Below are 17,493 nucleotides of genomic sequence, written 5' to 3'. Positions count from 1 at the left end.
TCGCTGATCCTCATTGTCCGTTTGCGCTCGCGGGGCTAAAGCGCGCGCTGCGCGGACAGATCAGACAGATTCAGACGAGCCATCCTGGCTCGCTTCAAATAACGCCATGGCCTCGACATGCGCCGTCTGAGGAAACATATCGAGAATCCCGGCACGTTTTAACCGGTAGCCCTGCTTGATCAATTCGACCGTATCGCGCGCCAGAGTTGCAGGGTTGCACGACACATAAACCAACCGCTCGGCACCCAGGGTCGCGAGCTTGCGCACCACCTCGAAAGCACCGTCACGCGGTGGGTCCAAGAGTACCGCAGAAAAGCCGTTTCCGATCCATTTGGCATCGGTCAAAGGCTGGGATAAATCGGCTTGAAAAAACTTTGTGTTATGCAAATTGTTACTAGCGGCGTTCGCAGCGGCGCGATCGACCATGGTCTGTACGCCCTCCACCGCCACCACTTCACGCACGCTTTTGGCCAGCGGCAGGGCGAAGTTGCCCAAGCCGCAGAACAGATCCAGCACGCGCTCGTCGGCGCGCGGTTTCAGCCAGTCCAGCGCCTGCGCCACCATCGCCTCGTTGACCCCGGCGTTGACCTGGATGAAATCCCCCGGCCGCCAGGCCAGATCCAGATCCCACTGTTCCAGGCGATAGCCCAGCGACTGCGTGGCATCGACCGGTTGCGGCTCGCCTTCGCCATGCAGCCACAGTTGCGCTTCATGGAACTGGCAGAATTCCTTGAGAATCGTCAGGTCCGCTTCGGACAACGGCGCCATGTGCCGCAGCAGCAAGGCCAGCGATGAACCGCTGAACAACTCGACATGCCCCAGCGCCTGCGGCTTGCTCAAACGACGGAGCATCTCCGGCAAACGGGTCATGATCGGTTGCAAGGGCTGTACCAGCACCGGGCATTCGCTGATCGCGACGATGTCCTGGCTGCCAGCGGCGCGGAAACCGACTTCGAGGTGCTTCGTCTTCATGTCCCAGCGCACGGCGATCCGCGCGCGACGACGATAGCCGAACTCCGGACCGCTCAACGGCGCGGCCCATTCTTCAGGCGCGACGCCTGCGACCTTCGACAACTGCTCGGCGAGCATGCGTTGTTTCAGGGCAAGCTGTTCGTCGTGGGGCAAGTGTTGAACGCTGCAACCGCCGCAGCGGCCGGCATGCGGACAGGCGGCCGGACGGCGCAGTTCGCTGGCCTTGAACACGCGCTCGGTGCGCGCTTCGACCACTTTGCCGTGGGCGCCAAGCACCCGTGCCTCGACTTCTTCACCCGCCAGGGCGCCGAGGACGAACCAGGTACGGCCTTCGAAAAACGCGATGCCACGACCGTCATTGGCCAGGCGCTCGATGTTCAAGCGCTGTTTTTTGCCGGTCGGGATTTGCGGGGCCTTGCTGCCGCCGGTGGGCTGGAAGCGCAGGCCTCTCTCGTGCCTGGCCATCAGTTGGGCGCGTCGAAAATGCCGGTCGACAGGTAACGGTCGCCACGGTCACAGATGATCGCGACGATCACCGCGTTTTCAACTTCCCTGGACAGACGCAGCATCGCTGCCACCGCACCACCCGAAGACACACCACAGAAGATGCCTTCTTCACGTGCCAGACGGCGAGTGACGTCCTCGGCTTCGCTTTGCGCCATGTCGACAATGCGGTCGACGCGGTCGGCCTGATAGATCTTCGGCAGGTACTCTTGCGGCCAGCGACGGATGCCGGGAATGGCCGAGCCTTCCATCGGCTGCAGACCGACGATCTGCACGCTGTCGCTCTGCTCCTTCAAGTAGCGCGAGACGCCCATGATGGTCCCGGTGGTGCCCATCGAGCTGACGAAATGGGTAATGGTGCCCTGGGTCTGACGCCAGATTTCCGGGCCGGTGGTGGTGTAGTGCGCTTCAGGATTGTCGCCGTTGGCGAACTGGTCCAGCACTTTGCCACGACCTTCGGCTTCCATCTGCTGAGCGAGATCGCGAGCGCCTTCCATGCCCTCTTCCTGGCTGACCAGAATCAGCTCGGCGCCATAGGCGGTCATCGCCGCCTTGCGTTCGGCGCTGGAGTTGTCCGGCATGATCAGGATCATCTTGTAACCCTTGATCGCCGCAGCCATGGCCAGTGCAATGCCGGTGTTGCCCGACGTCGCTTCGATCAGCGTGTCGCCAGCGTGGATCTGCCCGCGCAGTTCGGCACGGGTGATCATCGACAGCGCCGGACGGTCCTTGACCGAACCCGCCGGGTTGTTCCCTTCGAGCTTGAGCAATAGGGTGTTGCTGGTGGCACCGGGCAGGCGCTGCAAACGCACCAGCGGAGTGTTGCCGACGCAATCGGCGATGGTTGGGTACTGCAGGGTCATGGCGTATTCGCAATCCAGACGTGCGGGGGCGCCTATCATACCGGCAAACCCGCGCAGGCCATATCACGCAAAGTGCGGTGCTTATGGTTTCTGGGAATAAGCAGATGACTCAGCCTTCCTCTTCCTCTGCGACATTCATGGCATAGAACTCGTGCAATTTGGCTTGCAGCAATCGTTTGTCTGGCAACTGCACCTGATATTCCGCGATCAGCGCCGCAGACAAGCTGCGGTTGAGGGCGTACTCGACGACCTCGTCCTCCTTGCTGGCGCAAAGCAATACGCCGATGGCCGGATTCTCGTGAGGTTTGCGAACACCGCGATCCAGCGCTTCAAGGTAGAAATTCAGCTTGCCCAGATATTCAGGTTCAAAACGTCCGACCTTGAGCTCGATGGCTACAAGACAGTTGAGCCCACGATGGAAGAACAGCAGATCAAGGGCGAAATCTCGGCCGCCAACTTGTACCGGATACTCCGAGCCGACGAAGCAGAAATCGCGCCCCAACTCGATCAGAAACTCCTTCAGTCGCCCCAGCAACCCTTGATGCAGATCGGTTTCGGCGTGCACGCCGGGCAGGTCGAGAAATTCGACCATGTAGGCGTCACGGAAGATCTCGAGCGCAGCGGGATGAGTCTGTTTGAGGACAGCAGAAGCCTTTGCTGGCTGGGTGACGCTGCGCTCGAAGAGCGCAGCCTTGAGCTGGCGTTCGAGTTCGCGCTTTGACCACTTCTCCTGAATCGCCATGCGCAGATAGAACTCGCGCTCCTGCGGGTGTTTGCTTTGACTTAGAACGATCATGTTATGAGTCCAAGGCAATTGTCTCACCAGTGGTGAGACAATTGAGTCGCCTCGATATGTATCGTAGAACTGACGCATGCGAAACAGGTTGGGCCGGGTAAATCCGCGCAAGCCCGGCTGTGTCTGGGCCAGATGTTCAGCTAACTGACTGATAACCGAATCGCCCCACTCAGCCTTCTCCATCTTGCGACTGATGTACCCCCCAACCTGCCAGTACAAATCGATCAGTTGGGTATTTACTGCCTGAACAGCTTGCTGTCTGGCGCTCTGAATCAGCGCCAGCACTTCATTGAAACGGTCATTGGATGTGTTGCCGTCGATGCCGCTTGCAGTCATGACCAGTTCCTTGAGGACGAGGGGAACCCGAGCATAAACGGTCAAGGATGGGTTAAATCGTCGATAAATCCCTTTAGGAAAGGTCGTACAAAAATACGAGAATTCTCCCGCAGTGGCTTTCAGCGGTGAATCGTAACGCCTCATCGCGAGCAGGCTCACTCCCACAGTGGACGGTGCTGCTCACCCAATCTGAGGCAAGCACCTGTCCAGTGTGGGAGCGGGCTTGCTCGCGAAGGCGCCAGAGCCGACGACACTGCTCTCAGCCACCAGCCGCAAATTCAGGCGCAACCCTGCCCCGGCATTTTCCGCCCACAACATCCCGCCCTGGCGCTGCACCGCATTCCTCGCAATGCTCAACCCCAGGCCAAACCCGCCATCCCCCGGGCGCGAGCCATCGAGGCGGGTGAAGGGCGAGAAGATCCGCTGCAGATCGCCCTCGGCCACGCCACCGCCCTGATCTTCCAGCCACAGATGCCAGTAGTCACCGTCACGCCGTCCATCGAGGCGAACAATGCCGCCGTCAGGCGAATGACGAATGGCATTGCGCAGAATATTCTCCAGCGCCTGCGCCAAGGTGTTGAGGTTGCCCCGCACCCAGCACGACGACGGCAACGCGCACTGCAATTGCAGGCTCGGCCAGCCGCTTTCGTAACAGGCGTTGTCGGTGAGCATTTCCCACAGCGCCTGAATCTGGATCGCTTCGTCCGGCAATGGCGCACGTTCGGTGTCGAGCCAGGCCAGTTGCAGGGTGTCTTCGACCAGCCGCTGCATGCCGTCAACTTCACGCCCGATACGCTCGCGCAGCTGCCGCAGATCCTGTTCGCTCTCGCTGGCCACCCGCAGCCGGCTCAGCGGTGTGCGCAGTTCATGGGACAGGTCGCGCAGCAACTGCTGTTGCAGGGTCACGGTAGATTGCAGGCGTTCGGACATCGAGTCGAAGGCCCGGGCCAGTTCACCGAGTTCGTCCGGACGCTGGGTGATGCCGCTCGACAGGCGCACATTCAATTGATCGGCGCGCCAGGCGTTGGCCTGCCCGCGCAAGTTGTTTAGCGGCACCACCAGCAAGCGATACAAGCCGACACACAACAGCAAGGTAAACAACCCAGGAATCACGCCGTTGGTGATCACCCGCCAGAACACCCGGTATTTGCCTGGCAGGAAACGCTCGGGCAACTCGATCACCAGACTACCGGCGGACGGTTCCTGGGGAAACGGTACGCGCAGCCACGGCCGGCCTTTTTTGTGGATCGGCCAGTCGAGGCCGCGCAAAAAGGTCAGGTGCTGGATTTCCTGTTCATTCAGCGGATCGCTGCTCAATGACTGCAGATTGCGGTCGATCACCCCAACCCAACCGGTCTCGCGCAACCCCATGCTCTGCAGCCAGTTATCGACCCCGTCACGCTCGCCGTGCTGCCACGCCCGCTCGGCTTCGGCGGCATATCGGCTCAGGGTGCCGCGCGCCTCGTCGGAGAGGAACTGATTGCGTTCCTCCATGTAACGGCCCCAGGACCAGCTCAGCCAGATCATCAGCAGACAGAACGCCACTAACAGACACGCCAGTTTCCAGAACAGCGAATGCCGCCCCGGCAGGTCAGAGACTTTCATCGGACGCACTCAACACATAGCCTTTGCCCCACACCGTACGCACTTCCCGTTCGGTGTAACCGATAGCCTTGAGTTTGCGGCGGATCTGGCTGATGTGCATGTCGAGGCTGCGGTCGTGGGCCGCATAGCCGCGCTGCAACACATGCTGATAAAGGAAGGCCTTGCTCAGCACTTCTTCGTCGTTGCGATTGAGGGTTTCCAGCAGCCGGTATTCGCTGCGGGTCAGGCCTGCGGCTTGCTGGTTATAGAAGACGTCGCACTGTTCATCGTCGAACCGCAGCGCGCCGCTGATCGAAGCCGGCGCAATGGCTGGCGGACGCCGATCCAGCGCCACCCGCCGCAGGATCGCCTCGATCCGCACATGCAGCTCGGCCATGCTGAACGGCTTGGGCAGGTAATCATCGGCCCCCAGACGGAAGCCGCTGATACGATCGGCCTCGGCGCCCAGGGCCGACATCAGCAACACAGGCGTCGAATGGCTCTGGCGCAATTGCGTCAGTACCTTCAGGCCATCGAGTCCCGGCAACAGAATGTCCATCAGCACCACGTCGAATGGCTGGTGGCGGGCGATGTTCAAGCCGTCCTGGCCGTTCTGGCACCAGGTCACCGCAAAGCCGCTGCGGCCCAGATGTTCGTGGACATAGGCACCGAGCACCGGATCGTCTTCGATGGAAAGAATGCGTGGCTGGCCAGCGGAAACAGGAGTCATGAGTATCTGCAAGTAATTCTCAGTTGAGAGCGATTATTCAAGATTGCCCGTCATCGGGCAACCCAAGGTTGACCGGCCGGACAAACGAGCCTGCCCCCGCCGACCGATGCCGAGATGATTTTTCCGAAGATTGCCTGCCTGCAAATCGCTACACTGCGCCCATACCGCGTGCCGGACGCACGTGCGAGTCAACAGTTCAGCGGGATGCAGGAGATGGGTGTGCTCAAGAAACTGGGAATCAAAGGTCGCGTATTGTTGCTGACCCTGTTGCCGACCAGCCTGATGGCGTTGGTCCTCGGTGGCTATTTCACCTGGATGCAACAGTCCGACCTGCAGACCCAATTGATGCAGCGCGGTGAAATGATCGCCGAACAACTGGCGCCGCTGGTCGCGCCGGCCATGGGCCACGGCAACACCGATCTGCTGGAACGCATCGCCACCCAGTCCCTCGAACAACCCGACGTGCGCGCCGTCACCTTCCTCGCCCCTGACCGCACACCGCTGGCGCATGCCGGCCCGACCATGCTCAATCAGGCGCCCAGCGGCGACAGCGCGCTACTGCAACGGCGCAGCGGCAATGACGCCACCCGTTACCTGATGCCCGTGTTCGGCAAGCATCGCAATCTTGCCGGCGACGTGATCCCGGCAGAGTCCGAGCGCCTGCTCGGCTGGGTCGAACTGGAGCTGTCGCACAACGGCATGCTGCTGCGCGGTTACCGCAGCCTGTTTGCCAGCCTGCTGCTGATTGCCGCGGGCCTGGCCGGCGCCGCCCTGCTCGCGTTGCGCATGGGCCGCACCATCAACCGCCCGTTGAGCCAGATCAAACACGCCGTCGCCCAGCTCAAGGACGGTCATCTGGAAACCCGTCTGCCACCGCTCGGCAGTCAGGAGCTGGACGAGTTGGCCTCGGGCATCAATCGGATGGCCGGCACCCTGCAGAACGCTCGCGAAGAGCTGCAGCACAGCGTCGATCAGGCCACCGAAGACGTGCGCCAGAACCTGGAAACCATCGAGATCCAGAACATCGAACTGGACCTGGCGCGCAAAGAAGCGCTGGAGGCGAGCCGAATCAAATCCGAGTTCCTCGCCAACATGAGCCACGAGATCCGCACGCCGCTCAACGGCATTCTCGGCTTCACGCACCTGTTGCAGAAAAGCGAACTGACCCCGCGCCAGCTTGACTATCTGGGCACCATCGAAAAGTCCGCCGACAGCCTGCTGGGGATCATCAACGAGATCCTCGATTTCTCGAAGATCGAGGCCGGCAAGCTGGTGCTCGATCATATTCCGTTCAACCTGCGTGACCTGTTGCAGGACACCCTGACGATTCTTGCGCCGGCAGCCCACGCCAAACAATTGGAGCTGGTGAGTCTGGTGTACCGCGACACGCCGCTGTCGCTGGTCGGCGATCCGCTGCGTCTGAAGCAGATCCTCACCAACCTGGTCAGCAACGCGATCAAGTTCACCCGCGAAGGCACCATCGTCGCGCGCGCCATGCTTGAAGAAGAACACGAGGACAGCGTGCAACTGCGCATCAGCATTCAGGACACCGGCATCGGTCTGTCGAGTCAGGATGTGCGCGCGTTGTTCCAGGCCTTCAGTCAGGCCGACAACTCGTTGTCGCGCCAGCCCGGCGGCACCGGCCTTGGCCTGGTGATTTCCAAGCGCCTGATCGAACAGATGGGCGGCGAAATCGGTGTCGACAGCACCCCCGGTGAAGGCTCGGAATTCTGGATCAGCCTGAGCTTGCCGAAAACCCGCGACGACACCGACGACCTTCCCGCCCCACCGCTGCTCGGGCGCCGGGTAGCCGTGCTGGAAAATCACGAACTGGCGCGTCAGGCCCTGCAGCATCAGTTGGAAGACTGTGGCCTCGACGTCACGCCCTTCAACACCCTGGAGAGCCTGACCAATGGCGTCACCGGCGCCCACCAGACCGATCAGGCGATCGACCTCGCCGTGCTCGGCATCACCAGCAACGACATGCTCCCTGAACGCCTGAACCAGCACATCTGGGATCTGGAGCACCTGGGCTGCAAAGTATTGGTGCTGTGCCCGACCACCGAACAGACGCTGTTCCATCTCTCGGTACCCAATCCGCACAGTCAGCTCCAGGCAAAACCGGCTTGCACGCGCAAACTGCGCCGGGCCCTGGCGGATCTGGCCAACCCGCGCCAGCCGCGCAACGAACCGGGCGAACCGCTATCGAGCCGCGCGCCGAAAGTGCTGTGCGTCGACGACAACCCGGCCAACCTGTTGCTGGTACAGACCCTGCTCGAAGACATGGGCGCCAAGGTCCTGGCCGTGGAAAGCGGCTATGCCGCCGTCAAATCGGTGCAAAGCGAATCTTTCGACCTGGTGCTGATGGACGTGCAGATGCCGGGCATGGACGGGCGCCAGACCACGGAAACCATCCGCCAGTGGGAGAGCGAACGGCATTGCACGCCGCTGCCGATCGTCGCCCTCACCGCCCACGCCATGGCCAACGAGAAACGCGCCTTGCTGCAAAGCGGCATGGACGACTACCTGACCAAACCGATCAGCGAACGGCAACTGGCGCAAGTGGTGCTGAAGTGGACCGGCCTGGCCTTGCGCAACCAAGGACCGGAGCGGGTCAATGACAGCACGACCGGCAACAATGAACTGCCGGTACTGGACCACGAAGAAGGCCTGCGCCTGGCCGCGGGCAAGGCCGATCTGGCGGCAGACATGCTGGCGATGCTGCTCGCTTCGCTGGAGGCCGACCGCGAAGCCATTCGCGCCGCGTGTGAAAGCCGTGACCAGAACGCGCTGATCGAGCGCGTGCATCGCCTGCACGGTGCGACCCGGTATTGCGGCGTACCGCAGTTGCGCGCGGCCTGCCAGCGCAGTGAAACCCTGCTCAAACAGGGCGACCCGAAAGCAGTGGCGGCGCTGGAAGAGTTGGAGCGAGCAATCAATCGCCTCGCGACGCAAGCCAGGATCAGCGCCTGATCCACGGCAATGCCGCGCACGTTGTCCCACTCTAAAGTGAGGGCGGGTCAACACTGACTCGCCACCCCGCGCCAAGGAGGAATACATGCGCACGATCGTTTTCAGCAGCCAGACCTACGACCGCGACAGTTTCCTCGCCGCCGACTGCCCGGCCACTATCGAGCTGCACTTTCAACCGGCCCGACTCAGTCTCGACACGGCCGCGCTGGCCGAGCAGCACGAAGTGGTCTGCGCCTTCATCAACGATGATCTCAGTGCGCCAGTGCTGGAGCGCCTCGCCGCCGGCGGCACGCGGCTGATCGCCCTGCGCTCGGCGGGCTACAACCATGTCGATCTGGTCGCGGCGAAACGCCTCGGGCTGGCCGTGGTGCGGGTGCCGGCCTACTCGCCGCATGCGGTGGCCGAACATGCCGTGGCGCTGATCCTGGCGCTCAATCGGCGCCTGCACCGCGCTTACAACCGCACCCGCGAAGGTGATTTCAGCCTGCACGGCCTGACCGGTTTCGATCTGGTGGGCAAGACCGTCGGCATTGTCGGCACCGGACAGATCGGTGCCACATTCGCGAAAATCATGCACGGTTTCGGCTGTGAATTGCTGGCCTATGACCCGTACCCGAACCCCGCAGTCGAGGCCTTGGGGGCACGTTATCTGAGCTTGCCGGAGCTGCTTGCGCAGTCGCGGATCATCAGCCTGCACTGCCCGCTCAACACGCAGAGCAAACACTTGATCAACCGCGAGTCACTGGCGCACCTGCAACCGGGAGCGATGCTGATCAACACTGGGCGCGGCGGTCTGGTGGACACACCTGCACTGATCGACGCCTTGAAGGACGGCCAACTGGGCTATCTGGGACTGGATGTCTATGAAGAAGAAGCGCAGCTGTTTTTCGAGGATCGCTCCGACCTGCCGTTGCAGGACGACGTGCTGGCGCGGTTGCTGACGTTCCCGAACGTGATCATCACCGCGCACCAGGCGTTTCTGACCCATGAAGCACTGGGCGCAATTGCCGCGACCACCCTGCACAACATCGCGACCTGGGCCGCAGGCGCGCCGCAGAACCAGGTTGAAGGGTGAAGGGTGAAGGCTTATCGGTTTAATTCGGCGACAGCGAGGAGGCCAGGATCAGCAGGGCCAACCAGCCAAATCCGAAAAAGCGCTGCTTCATCGAGTGACCGTTACGCAGCAGGAACCAGACAAAAACCATCGGCAGCAGAAACACCATGATCTTCAACCAGCCTTCCACCGGACGCGAACCGTCGGCGTTGACCTGCAGTTGAGGTGCTCGCGCTGGTTCCGGTTGCCGACGGCGGCGACCGACCGCAGCGGGTGTCGCTCTCGGCGCGGGCTCCGGGGCCGGCGGCAGGACAAACGCCTCGGGCACGGATTTGTTACGTGGCAGGCTGCCAAATGAAATCGTCGACGTTGCGGCGGCTGCTGCTGCTTGCGCCGGGGTATGCCCATGCTGCTGCGCCATCGGAGCACCACAATGAATGCACGCCTTTACTTCCGAGCTGATGCTCCGCTTGCATTCATAACATTCGATCAGCGCCATGTTCCGTTCCCTCAGAGTGAAGGGCGGCAGTTTGCCATGTGCGTCGACCAATTTGAACCGGATCGAAGGTCGCACGCGTTCGCCATCCTGCAATCAAGCTCGTGCTAGCATGTCGCGCATATTTGGAGGACCCATGGTCGAACACGATTTCCGCTACACCCTGATGAACCCGCAACACACCCTCACCGAATGCCGCGCCCTCGTACCGGGCCGCTATCAGGTCACCGGCAATGGTGGCTCGATCCGCAACGGTGACGTCCTGTTGGTCACCCTCAAAGGCAGCAAGGACTTGTCCATGCGCCTGACCGTCGACACCGTGCGACACCTGATCAATCCGCCGGGCCAATGGACCGCGATGACCACCGGCCCGGTATTCGGCGAACTGGCGATCCACACCTGGCAGGTCAACTGCGACAGCTGCGCCAAAGAGCTGAACTTCGAGTTCGCGGTCGACGCCAAGCTGGGCAAGAACGCCGAGAAACCGGCCGCCACCGCGCGCATCGCCGAGTTGGGCTGGAAAGCCGTCGGTGACAAGCACCTGTGCCCGAAATGCCAGGAGCCTGCGTGATGAAACGCCTTGCCCTGCCCCTGCTGGTCGGTGCCGCTCTGGTGGGCTGTGCCGCAGAGCCTGTGCAATTGCAACAGAACCGCAGCTACATTCTGGAGTGGATCGGCGAGCGGCCATTGATGGATTACAGCCACCTGACCGTGACCCTCGGGGACGATGGCCGCGCGTATGGCAACGGCGGCTGCAACCACTGGTTCGCACCGTACACCCTCGAAGGCGACAAGCTGAGCTTCGGCCCGATCGGCAAGACCCGCAAACTCTGCGCACCGGCACTGATGGAGCAGGAACAACGCTTCCTGCAGGCGCTGCAAGGTGTCGAGCGCTGGGACATCTCGCCGATCGAGCAGATGCGCTTCTGGCCCGCTGAAGGCAAGCCGCTGCGCTGGTGGCTGGAAGAGGGTTAATCCTCTCCTGCTGCTGAGACTACCCTGTGGCGAGGGGATTTATCCCCGATGGGTCGCGGAGCGACCCCCTTCGGAGAGTCAGGATAAACCGAGCTCTCGGGTTTCAGGGCTGCTGCGCAGCCCATCGGGGATAAATCCCCTCACCACAAAACCTCACGTGTTCTACTTGGCAGCCTGCAACGCCTCCAGCTTGGCCAAAACTCCCGCCGCCGTCTGCTCGCCCATCAACTGCTCACGCACCTTGCCCTTGTTGTCGATGATGTAAGTCACCGGCAAGGCCTCACTGCGCGGCAGGTCGAACAGGTCCGCCGGATCCTGCGCCAGCACGGTGAACTTGATGCCCAGTTTCTCGCTGGCAGACTTGAGATCCTCGCCCTGTTCGTTGTCGAAGTTGACCCCGAATACGCCGATGTTCTTGCTCTTCAACTCGTCAGACAAATGATTCAGTTCGGGAATTTCCGTGCGGCATGGCCCGCACCATTCGGCCCAGTAATTGAGCACTACCCATTGCTTGTCCAGACGCTCGGACGCCACCTTCTGACCGTTCTGGTCTGTGCCGTAGTCGTTCCCGCAGCCCCCCAGCATCAACGCCCCGATCATCGTCAATGCCGCTGCCAATCGCCGTGTCATGTCGTGTTCCCTGGTCAAAAATTGAATGCGCCTGCGACCCATCACCTCTGAAGGTTCTGGATTGCGCGCTGCACAGTTAGAATAGCCGCCACTTTACGCCAGAAGCGACCCGCCATGACCGATCTGACGCTTTATCACAATCCGCGCTGCTCGAAATCCCGCGGTGCGCTGGAACTTCTTGAGGCCCGAGGCCTGACCCCGAACGTGGTGCGTTACCTGGAAACCCCGCTGGACACCGCGCAGATCAAGGCCTTGCTCGGCAAGCTGAACATCAGCGCGCGGCAACTGCTGCGCACTGGAGAAGATGAATACAAAATGCTTCAGCTGGCTGACGCCAGCCTTAGCGAAGCGCAACTGATCGCCGCCATCGCCGCGCATCCGAAACTGATGGAACGGCCAATTCTCGAAGTCGGCGACAAGGCGGTGATCGGCCGTCCACCGGAGCAGATCCTGGAGTTGCTGCCGTGAGCGCGCCGTACATTCTGGTGCTGTATTACAGCCGCAGTGGCTCGACCAACGAGATGGCCCGACAGATTGCCCGCGGTGTCGAGCAAGCCGGCCTCGAAGCGCGCCTGCGCACTGTGCCGGCGATTTCCACCGAGTGTGAAGCGGTGGCCCCGGACATCCCCGAGGAAGGCGCGCTCTACGCCACCCTCGATGACCTGAAAAACTGTGCCGGTCTGGCCCTCGGCAGCCCGACCCGCTTCGGCAACATGGCCGCACCGCTCAAGTACTTCCTCGACGGCACCAGCAACCTGTGGCTGACCGGCGCCCTGGTCGGCAAACCGGCCGGCGTGTTCACCTCCACCGCCAGCCTGCATGGCGGCCAGGAAACCACCCTGCTGTCGATGATGTTGCCGCTGTTGCACCACGGCATGCTGATCACCGGCCTGCCGTACAGCGAGTCGGCGCTGCTGGAAACCCAGGGCGGCGGCACACCTTACGGCGCCAGTCATCATGCCGGGGCTGATGGCAAAAAAGGTCTCGATCAGCACGAAATGGCACTGTGCCGCGCACTGGGTCTGCGCCTGGCCAAGACCGCACAAAAACTGGAGGGCTGAGGGTGGCGAAGAAGCCGAAAATCCTGCCCTCCGTCGGGTGGCTCGAACCCCGCGTCAAGGCGATGCGGATCATCAGCCTGCTGTGTTTCCTTGGCCTTGCCGGGCTGCTTGCCGCTTACTATCTGGTGTTCGCCGACCTGCACGGCGCCCGACCGTGGGTGATTCTGCTGGTCGAACTGATCCCGTGGCTCGTCCTTGCACCTGCGATGATCATGGGCAGCGCACGTGGGCATTCGTGGATGTGTTTTGTGGTGAACCTGTATTTCATCAAAGGCGCATTGGCGGCCTATGACCCGAGCCGACAGCTGTTTGGGGTGCTGGAAATGATCGCGAGCCTGGCGCTGTTCTGCTCGGCACTGCTGTATGTGCGATGGCGTTATCAGTTAAATCGCAAACTGGCTGGCGAGGGCGGGATCAGCGGCGCCTGAACTGACGCCGTCGCAGGAAAACCCGCACACACAGGGGCCTGTGCATGTCTGTGGATCAGGCCTCGACCTGAGTCCACTGCTTGCTCAGGCGCTTGTCCGAGATCGGCGCTTTCGTCCCCAACTGCTGGGCGAACAGCGAAACCCGGTATTCCTCCAGCCACCAGCGATACAACTCAAGCTGCGGATCGCGCTTACCCTCTTGGGCGTGCTTGGCGGCGCGGGTCTGGTATTGCGTCCAGAGACCGGCCAGTTCGCCGCTCCAGACCCGATCCTTCTGCACCTGCGCGCCCAGTTTCTCGAAACGCTGCTCGACCGCCTTCAGATAACGCGGCAACTCCTTGAGCCATGGCATCGGTGTTTCCCGGACAAACCCCGGGTAGACCAAATGGCTGAGTTGCAGCTTGATGTCATTCAGCGCGACCGCTTGTGCCAGATCGATCTTGCCCTTGAAGCGCTTTTGCAGACCGTGCCACAGCTTGAGAATCTCCAGCGTCAGCCGCGCCACGCGCTCAGCGTGTTCGGCCCAGCTGCCGCGCTTGCGTTCGGCCAATGCTGCGAGCCCGGCGCCGTCACGCGGCAACGGGTCTTCGCCTTCCAGAATGCAGCTGTCGAGGCTGGCCAGCAGAATGTCTTCGACCAGCGCATCGACCCGACCCAGCTCACGATAGAGCAGGCCCAACTCGGTGATACCCGGCAGTTTGCCGCGCAGGAATTTCGCCGGCTCGGCCAGTTGCTGCATCAGCAGGCGCTGCAAGGCGCGGCGATGCTGGAACTCGGCTTCGGCCGGGGTCGAGAAACGCCCTTCCTTGACCGTGCCACCCTCTTCCACCAGCGCCGGATATACCGTCATCGACAGCCCGGCGATCTTCTGCTGCGTCTTTTCCGCCACCGGGGCGAAGACCTTGGCCTCCACCGGTTGCTGACTTTTCGCGCTCTGCGGCACCGCCAATGCAGCCTGACTGGCTTCGGCAAAACGCGCAGTCAGCTCGGCCAGGTCACGCCCTTCGCCAAGGAATTTGCCTTGGCCATCGACGATCTCCAGATTCATCCGCAGATGCCCTTCGACCCCTTGTTCAGCTTCCGCCCACGTCTCATCGCTGACCCGTGCGCCGGTCATGCGCAGCAGTTCGCGACCGAGCGCTTGCGGCAACGAACCTTCGGCGAAAGTCATGCGCTGCAACGCCGCCTTGATGAAATCCGGCACCGGCACAAAGTTCTTGCGCAAGGCCTTCGGCAGGTTACGTACCAAGGCAATGCACTTGGCCTCGATCAGCCCCGGCACCAGCCATTCCAGGCGTTCCGGCGGCAGCATTGGCAGCAGCGGCGCCGGCACGCGCAGGGTCACGCCGTCGCGCGGGTGATTGGGTTCGAAGTGATAGGTCAGCGCAAGTTCCAGATCACCGATGTGCAGCGTGTCCGGGTAATCGCGCGCGGTGACTTCACTCGCCTCGCGAGCCAGCACGTCTTCTTCGCGCATGATCAGCAGTTGCGGATTCTTCTGGCTGTTGACCCGATACCAGCTGTCGAAGGTTGCGGTCTGGTGAATCTCCGCCGGCAACCGTGCGTCGTAGAACGCATACAGGGTTTCTTCGTCAGCGAGAATGTCGCGGCGACGGGCCTTGGCTTCCAGTTCGTCGAGCTGTTCAAGCAACTGTTTGTTGGCCGTCAGGCACCTGGCTTTGGACTGAATCTCGCCACGCACCAGGCCTTCGCGGATAAACAACTCGCGCGAGACCACCGGATCCACCGGGCCGTAATGCACCGGGCGGCGGCCGACCACGATCAGCCCGAACAGAGTGATCTGTTCAAACGCCACGACTTGGCCACGCTTCTTTTCCCAGTGCGGTTCGAAGTGGTTCTTCTTGATCAAATGCCCGGCCAGCGGCTCGATCCAGTCGGCGTCGATCTTGGCGACCATGCGCGCGTAGAGTTTGGTGGTTTCCACCAGTTCGGCGGTCATCAGCCACTGCGGACGCTTCTTGCCGATGCCCGACGAGGGGTGAATCCAGAAACGCCGCTGACGGGCGCCGAGGTAATCGCCGTCTTCGGTTTTCTGGCCGATCTGGCTGAGCAGGCCGACCAGCACCGCTTTGTGCAGTTTCGGGTAATCCGCCGGTTCTTTGTTGAGGCTCAGCTGCATGTCGCGGCAGATCAGGCTCAACTGGCGATGGGAGTCGCGCCACTCGCGCAAGCGCAAGTAGTTCAGGAAATTCTTGCGGCACCAGTTGCGCAGCGGGCTGGCAGTCAACGCCTGGCGCTGCTCTTCGAAGCCGCGCCACAGATTGACCAGTCCGGCGAAGTCCGAGTCGGTGTCTTTCCATTGCGCGTGGGCTTGATCCGCAGCTTGCTGACGCTCCGGTGGACGCTCGCGCGGGTCCTGAATCGACATCGCACTGGCGACGATCAGCACTTCCTGCAGACTGCCGAGCTTGGCCGCTTCAAGCAGCATGCGGCCCATGCGCGGGTCCACCGGCAAGCGCGCCAACTGGCGACCCAGCGGAGTCAGCTGACTGTTGCGATCCACCGCCGAAAGCTCTTGCAGCAGATTGAAACCGTCGCTGATCGCCTTGCCGTCCGGTGGCTCGATAAACGGGAACGCGGTGATCTCGCCGAGGCGCAGATGCAGCATCTGCAAAATAACCGCGGCGAGGTTGGTGCGCAGAATCTCCGGATCAGTGAATTCCGGGCGACCGAGAAAATCTTCTTCGCTGTACAACCGAATGCAGATGCCCGGCTCGACCCGGCCGCAGCGACCTTTACGCTGGTTGGCGCTGGCCTGGGAAATCGCCTCGATCGGCAGGCGCTGAACCTTGGCGCGGTAGCTGTAGCGACTGATCCGCGCAGTACCGCTGTCGATCACATAGCGAATGCCCGGTACGGTCAGTGAGGTCTCGGCGACGTTGGTCGCCAGCACGACGCGACGGCCTGGGTGCGACTGGAAAATCCGCTGCTGTTCGGCCGGCGACAAGCGTGCGTACAGCGGCAGGATTTCAGTGTGTTTGAGCTGGGCCTTGCGCAGCATGTCGGCGGCGTCGCGAATCTCGCGCTCGCCCGGCAGGAACACCAGCACATCACCGGGGCTACGACGTTCGCTGCGCTCGTAGGCGGCGATTTCGTCGAGAGTGGCGAGAATTGCCTGATCCACGGTCAGGTCGTCCTCGACACGGTTGCCTTCTTCGTCCTGCTCCAGGGTCAGCGGGCGATACCAGGTGTCCACCGGGAAGGTACGGCCGGAGACCTCGACAATCGGCGCGTCGTCGAAGTGCCTGGAGAAGCGTTCCAGATCGATGGTCGCCGAAGTGATGATGACTTTCAGGTCCGGGCGCCGCGGCAGCAGGGTTTTCAGGTAACCGAGCAGGAAGTCGATGTTGAGGCTGCGTTCGTGGGCTTCGTCGACGATGATCGTGTCGTAGCGTTCGAGGTAGCGATCGTTCTGGGTTTCCGCCAGCAGGATGCCGTCGGTCATCAGTTTGATCAGGGTATTGGAGTCGCTCTGATCTTCGAAACGCACCTGATAGCCGACCAGCGAACCCAGCGGTGTACCGAGCTCTTCGGCAACCCGGCTGGCGACGCTGCGCGCAGCGATTCGACGCGGCTGGGTGTGGCCGATCAGGCCGTGCTGACCGCGACCGATTTCCAGACAGATTTTCGGCAGCTGGGTGGTTTTGCCCGAGCCGGTTTCGCCGGCGATGATCAGCACCTGATGCTTCTCGAGCGCAGCCTTGATTTCATCGCGCTTGGCGGCAATCGGCAGGCTGTCGTCGTAACGAATCACCGGCAGGCTGGCACGGCGTGCCAGCACCTGATCACAGGACGCCTGCATACGCGCCACCCACTGGGCCAGTTTGGCCTCGTCGGGTTTCTTGCGCAGCTCAAGCAACTGCCGCCGCAGCCGGTGACGGTCGGCGAGCATGGCGTGATCGAGGTTTTTCAGCAGTTTGTCGATGGAGGGCGATTCGTCGGTCATCGGGTACGCAATTCGGTCGTCTATATGTGCAGGGGGCGGATTGTCGCAGATTTGGCGGATTTGTGGCGTGTCTGGGGGATTGCTGCCCTCACCCTAGCCCTCTCCCTGTATGTACCGGAGACAT

At 61.9% G+C, this 17,493-nt stretch carries 15 protein-coding genes; 7 read left to right on the top strand and 8 right to left on the bottom strand.

Annotation, left to right across the window (positions count from 1 at the left end; all coding sequences use genetic code 11):
• Positions 1-60 precede the first annotated feature (60 nt).
• From rlmD to PseAD21_RS23160, 5 genes are all read right to left on the bottom strand, one after another.
• Positions 61-1,437 (bottom strand): 23S rRNA (uracil(1939)-C(5))-methyltransferase RlmD, encoded by a 1,377-nt coding sequence (gene rlmD / locus PseAD21_RS23180; protein WP_102358092.1) that lies wholly within the window; start codon positions 1,435-1,437, stop codon positions 61-63.
• The gene (gene cysM, locus PseAD21_RS23175) at positions 1,437-2,339 is read right to left on the bottom strand and encodes a cysteine synthase CysM (protein ID WP_178082155.1); all 903 of its coding nucleotides are present in this window, start codon (positions 2,337-2,339) and stop codon (positions 1,437-1,439) included. The genes rlmD and cysM overlap by 1 nt, the downstream gene beginning before the upstream one ends.
• Before the next feature lie 109 nt (positions 2,340-2,448).
• Positions 2,449-3,471: a YhcG family protein gene (locus PseAD21_RS23170; protein WP_102358089.1), complete on the bottom strand. Its 1,023-nt coding sequence runs from the start codon at positions 3,469-3,471 to the stop codon at positions 2,449-2,451.
• Positions 3,472-3,651: 180 nt separating this feature from the next.
• Positions 3,652-5,076, bottom strand: coding sequence for a sensor histidine kinase (locus PseAD21_RS23165; protein ID WP_102358087.1), 1,425 nt, complete (start codon positions 5,074-5,076; stop codon positions 3,652-3,654).
• The gene (locus tag PseAD21_RS23160) at positions 5,063-5,785 is read right to left on the bottom strand and encodes a response regulator transcription factor (RefSeq protein ID WP_102358086.1); all 723 of its coding nucleotides are present in this window, start codon (positions 5,783-5,785) and stop codon (positions 5,063-5,065) included. Before PseAD21_RS23160 ends, PseAD21_RS23165 begins: the two co-directional genes overlap by 14 nt.
• A gap of 219 nt (positions 5,786-6,004) precedes the next feature.
• Between PseAD21_RS23160 and PseAD21_RS23155 the strand changes: the two genes are divergently transcribed.
• Positions 6,005-8,758 carry a response regulator gene (locus tag PseAD21_RS23155; RefSeq protein ID WP_102358110.1) on the top strand — a complete coding sequence of 918 codons (2,754 nt, stop codon included), beginning with the start codon at positions 6,005-6,007 and terminating at the stop codon, positions 8,756-8,758.
• A gap of 85 nt (positions 8,759-8,843) precedes the next feature.
• Entirely contained in the window at positions 8,844-9,833 is a 990-nt protein-coding gene (locus tag PseAD21_RS23150) for a 2-hydroxyacid dehydrogenase (protein ID WP_102358084.1), read from the top strand.
• A gap of 19 nt (positions 9,834-9,852) precedes the next feature.
• Here PseAD21_RS23150 and PseAD21_RS23145 read toward each other — a convergent pair whose 3' ends face one another.
• Positions 9,853-10,311: a hypothetical protein gene (locus PseAD21_RS23145; RefSeq protein WP_102358108.1), complete on the bottom strand. Its 459-nt coding sequence runs from the start codon at positions 10,309-10,311 to the stop codon at positions 9,853-9,855.
• A gap of 133 nt (positions 10,312-10,444) precedes the next feature.
• Here PseAD21_RS23145 and PseAD21_RS23140 point away from each other — a divergent pair, with 133 nt between their 5' ends.
• Together PseAD21_RS23140 and PseAD21_RS23135 are read left to right on the top strand one after the other, a co-directional pair.
• On the top strand, positions 10,445-10,879 hold the full coding sequence (locus PseAD21_RS23140; RefSeq protein ID WP_102358083.1) for a hypothetical protein: 435 nt from the start codon (positions 10,445-10,447) through the stop codon (positions 10,877-10,879).
• Positions 10,879-11,283 carry an META domain-containing protein gene (locus PseAD21_RS23135; protein ID WP_098965082.1) on the top strand — a complete coding sequence of 135 codons (405 nt, stop codon included), beginning with the start codon at positions 10,879-10,881 and terminating at the stop codon, positions 11,281-11,283. The genes PseAD21_RS23140 and PseAD21_RS23135 overlap by 1 nt, the downstream gene beginning before the upstream one ends.
• A 162-nt stretch (positions 11,284-11,445) precedes the next feature.
• On the opposite strand, the gene PseAD21_RS23130 is transcribed toward PseAD21_RS23135, so the two are convergent.
• Positions 11,446-11,913, bottom strand: coding sequence for a TlpA disulfide reductase family protein (locus PseAD21_RS23130; RefSeq protein WP_102358081.1), 468 nt, complete (start codon positions 11,911-11,913; stop codon positions 11,446-11,448).
• Positions 11,914-12,027: 114 nt separating this feature from the next.
• Between PseAD21_RS23130 and arsC the strand changes: the two genes are divergently transcribed.
• The 3 genes from arsC to PseAD21_RS23115 are packed head-to-tail and all read left to right on the top strand — an operon-like array spanning position 12,028 to position 13,402.
• On the top strand, positions 12,028-12,381 hold the full coding sequence (gene arsC, locus PseAD21_RS23125; protein ID WP_102358080.1) for an arsenate reductase (glutaredoxin): 354 nt from the start codon (positions 12,028-12,030) through the stop codon (positions 12,379-12,381).
• Entirely contained in the window at positions 12,378-12,974 is a 597-nt protein-coding gene (wrbA, locus tag PseAD21_RS23120; RefSeq protein WP_102358078.1) for an NAD(P)H:quinone oxidoreductase, read from the top strand. Before arsC ends, wrbA begins: the two co-directional genes overlap by 4 nt.
• 2 nt (positions 12,975-12,976) lie before the next feature.
• Positions 12,977-13,402, top strand: a complete 426-nt coding sequence (locus PseAD21_RS23115) for a DUF2069 domain-containing protein (RefSeq protein ID WP_102358077.1) — start codon at positions 12,977-12,979, stop codon at positions 13,400-13,402.
• 55 nt (positions 13,403-13,457) lie between these two features.
• On the opposite strand, the gene hrpA is transcribed toward PseAD21_RS23115, so the two are convergent.
• Positions 13,458-17,369, bottom strand: coding sequence for an ATP-dependent RNA helicase HrpA (gene hrpA, locus PseAD21_RS23110; protein WP_102358075.1), 3,912 nt, complete (start codon positions 17,367-17,369; stop codon positions 13,458-13,460).
• Positions 17,370-17,493: the final 124 nt, after the last annotated feature.

The organism is Pseudomonas sp. AD21, from assembly GCF_002878485.1.
Lineage (GTDB): Bacteria > Pseudomonadota > Gammaproteobacteria > Pseudomonadales > Pseudomonadaceae > Aquipseudomonas.
The sequence above is the reverse complement of the archived record's forward strand: the minus strand, read 5'-3'. Positions and strand labels throughout refer to the sequence as shown.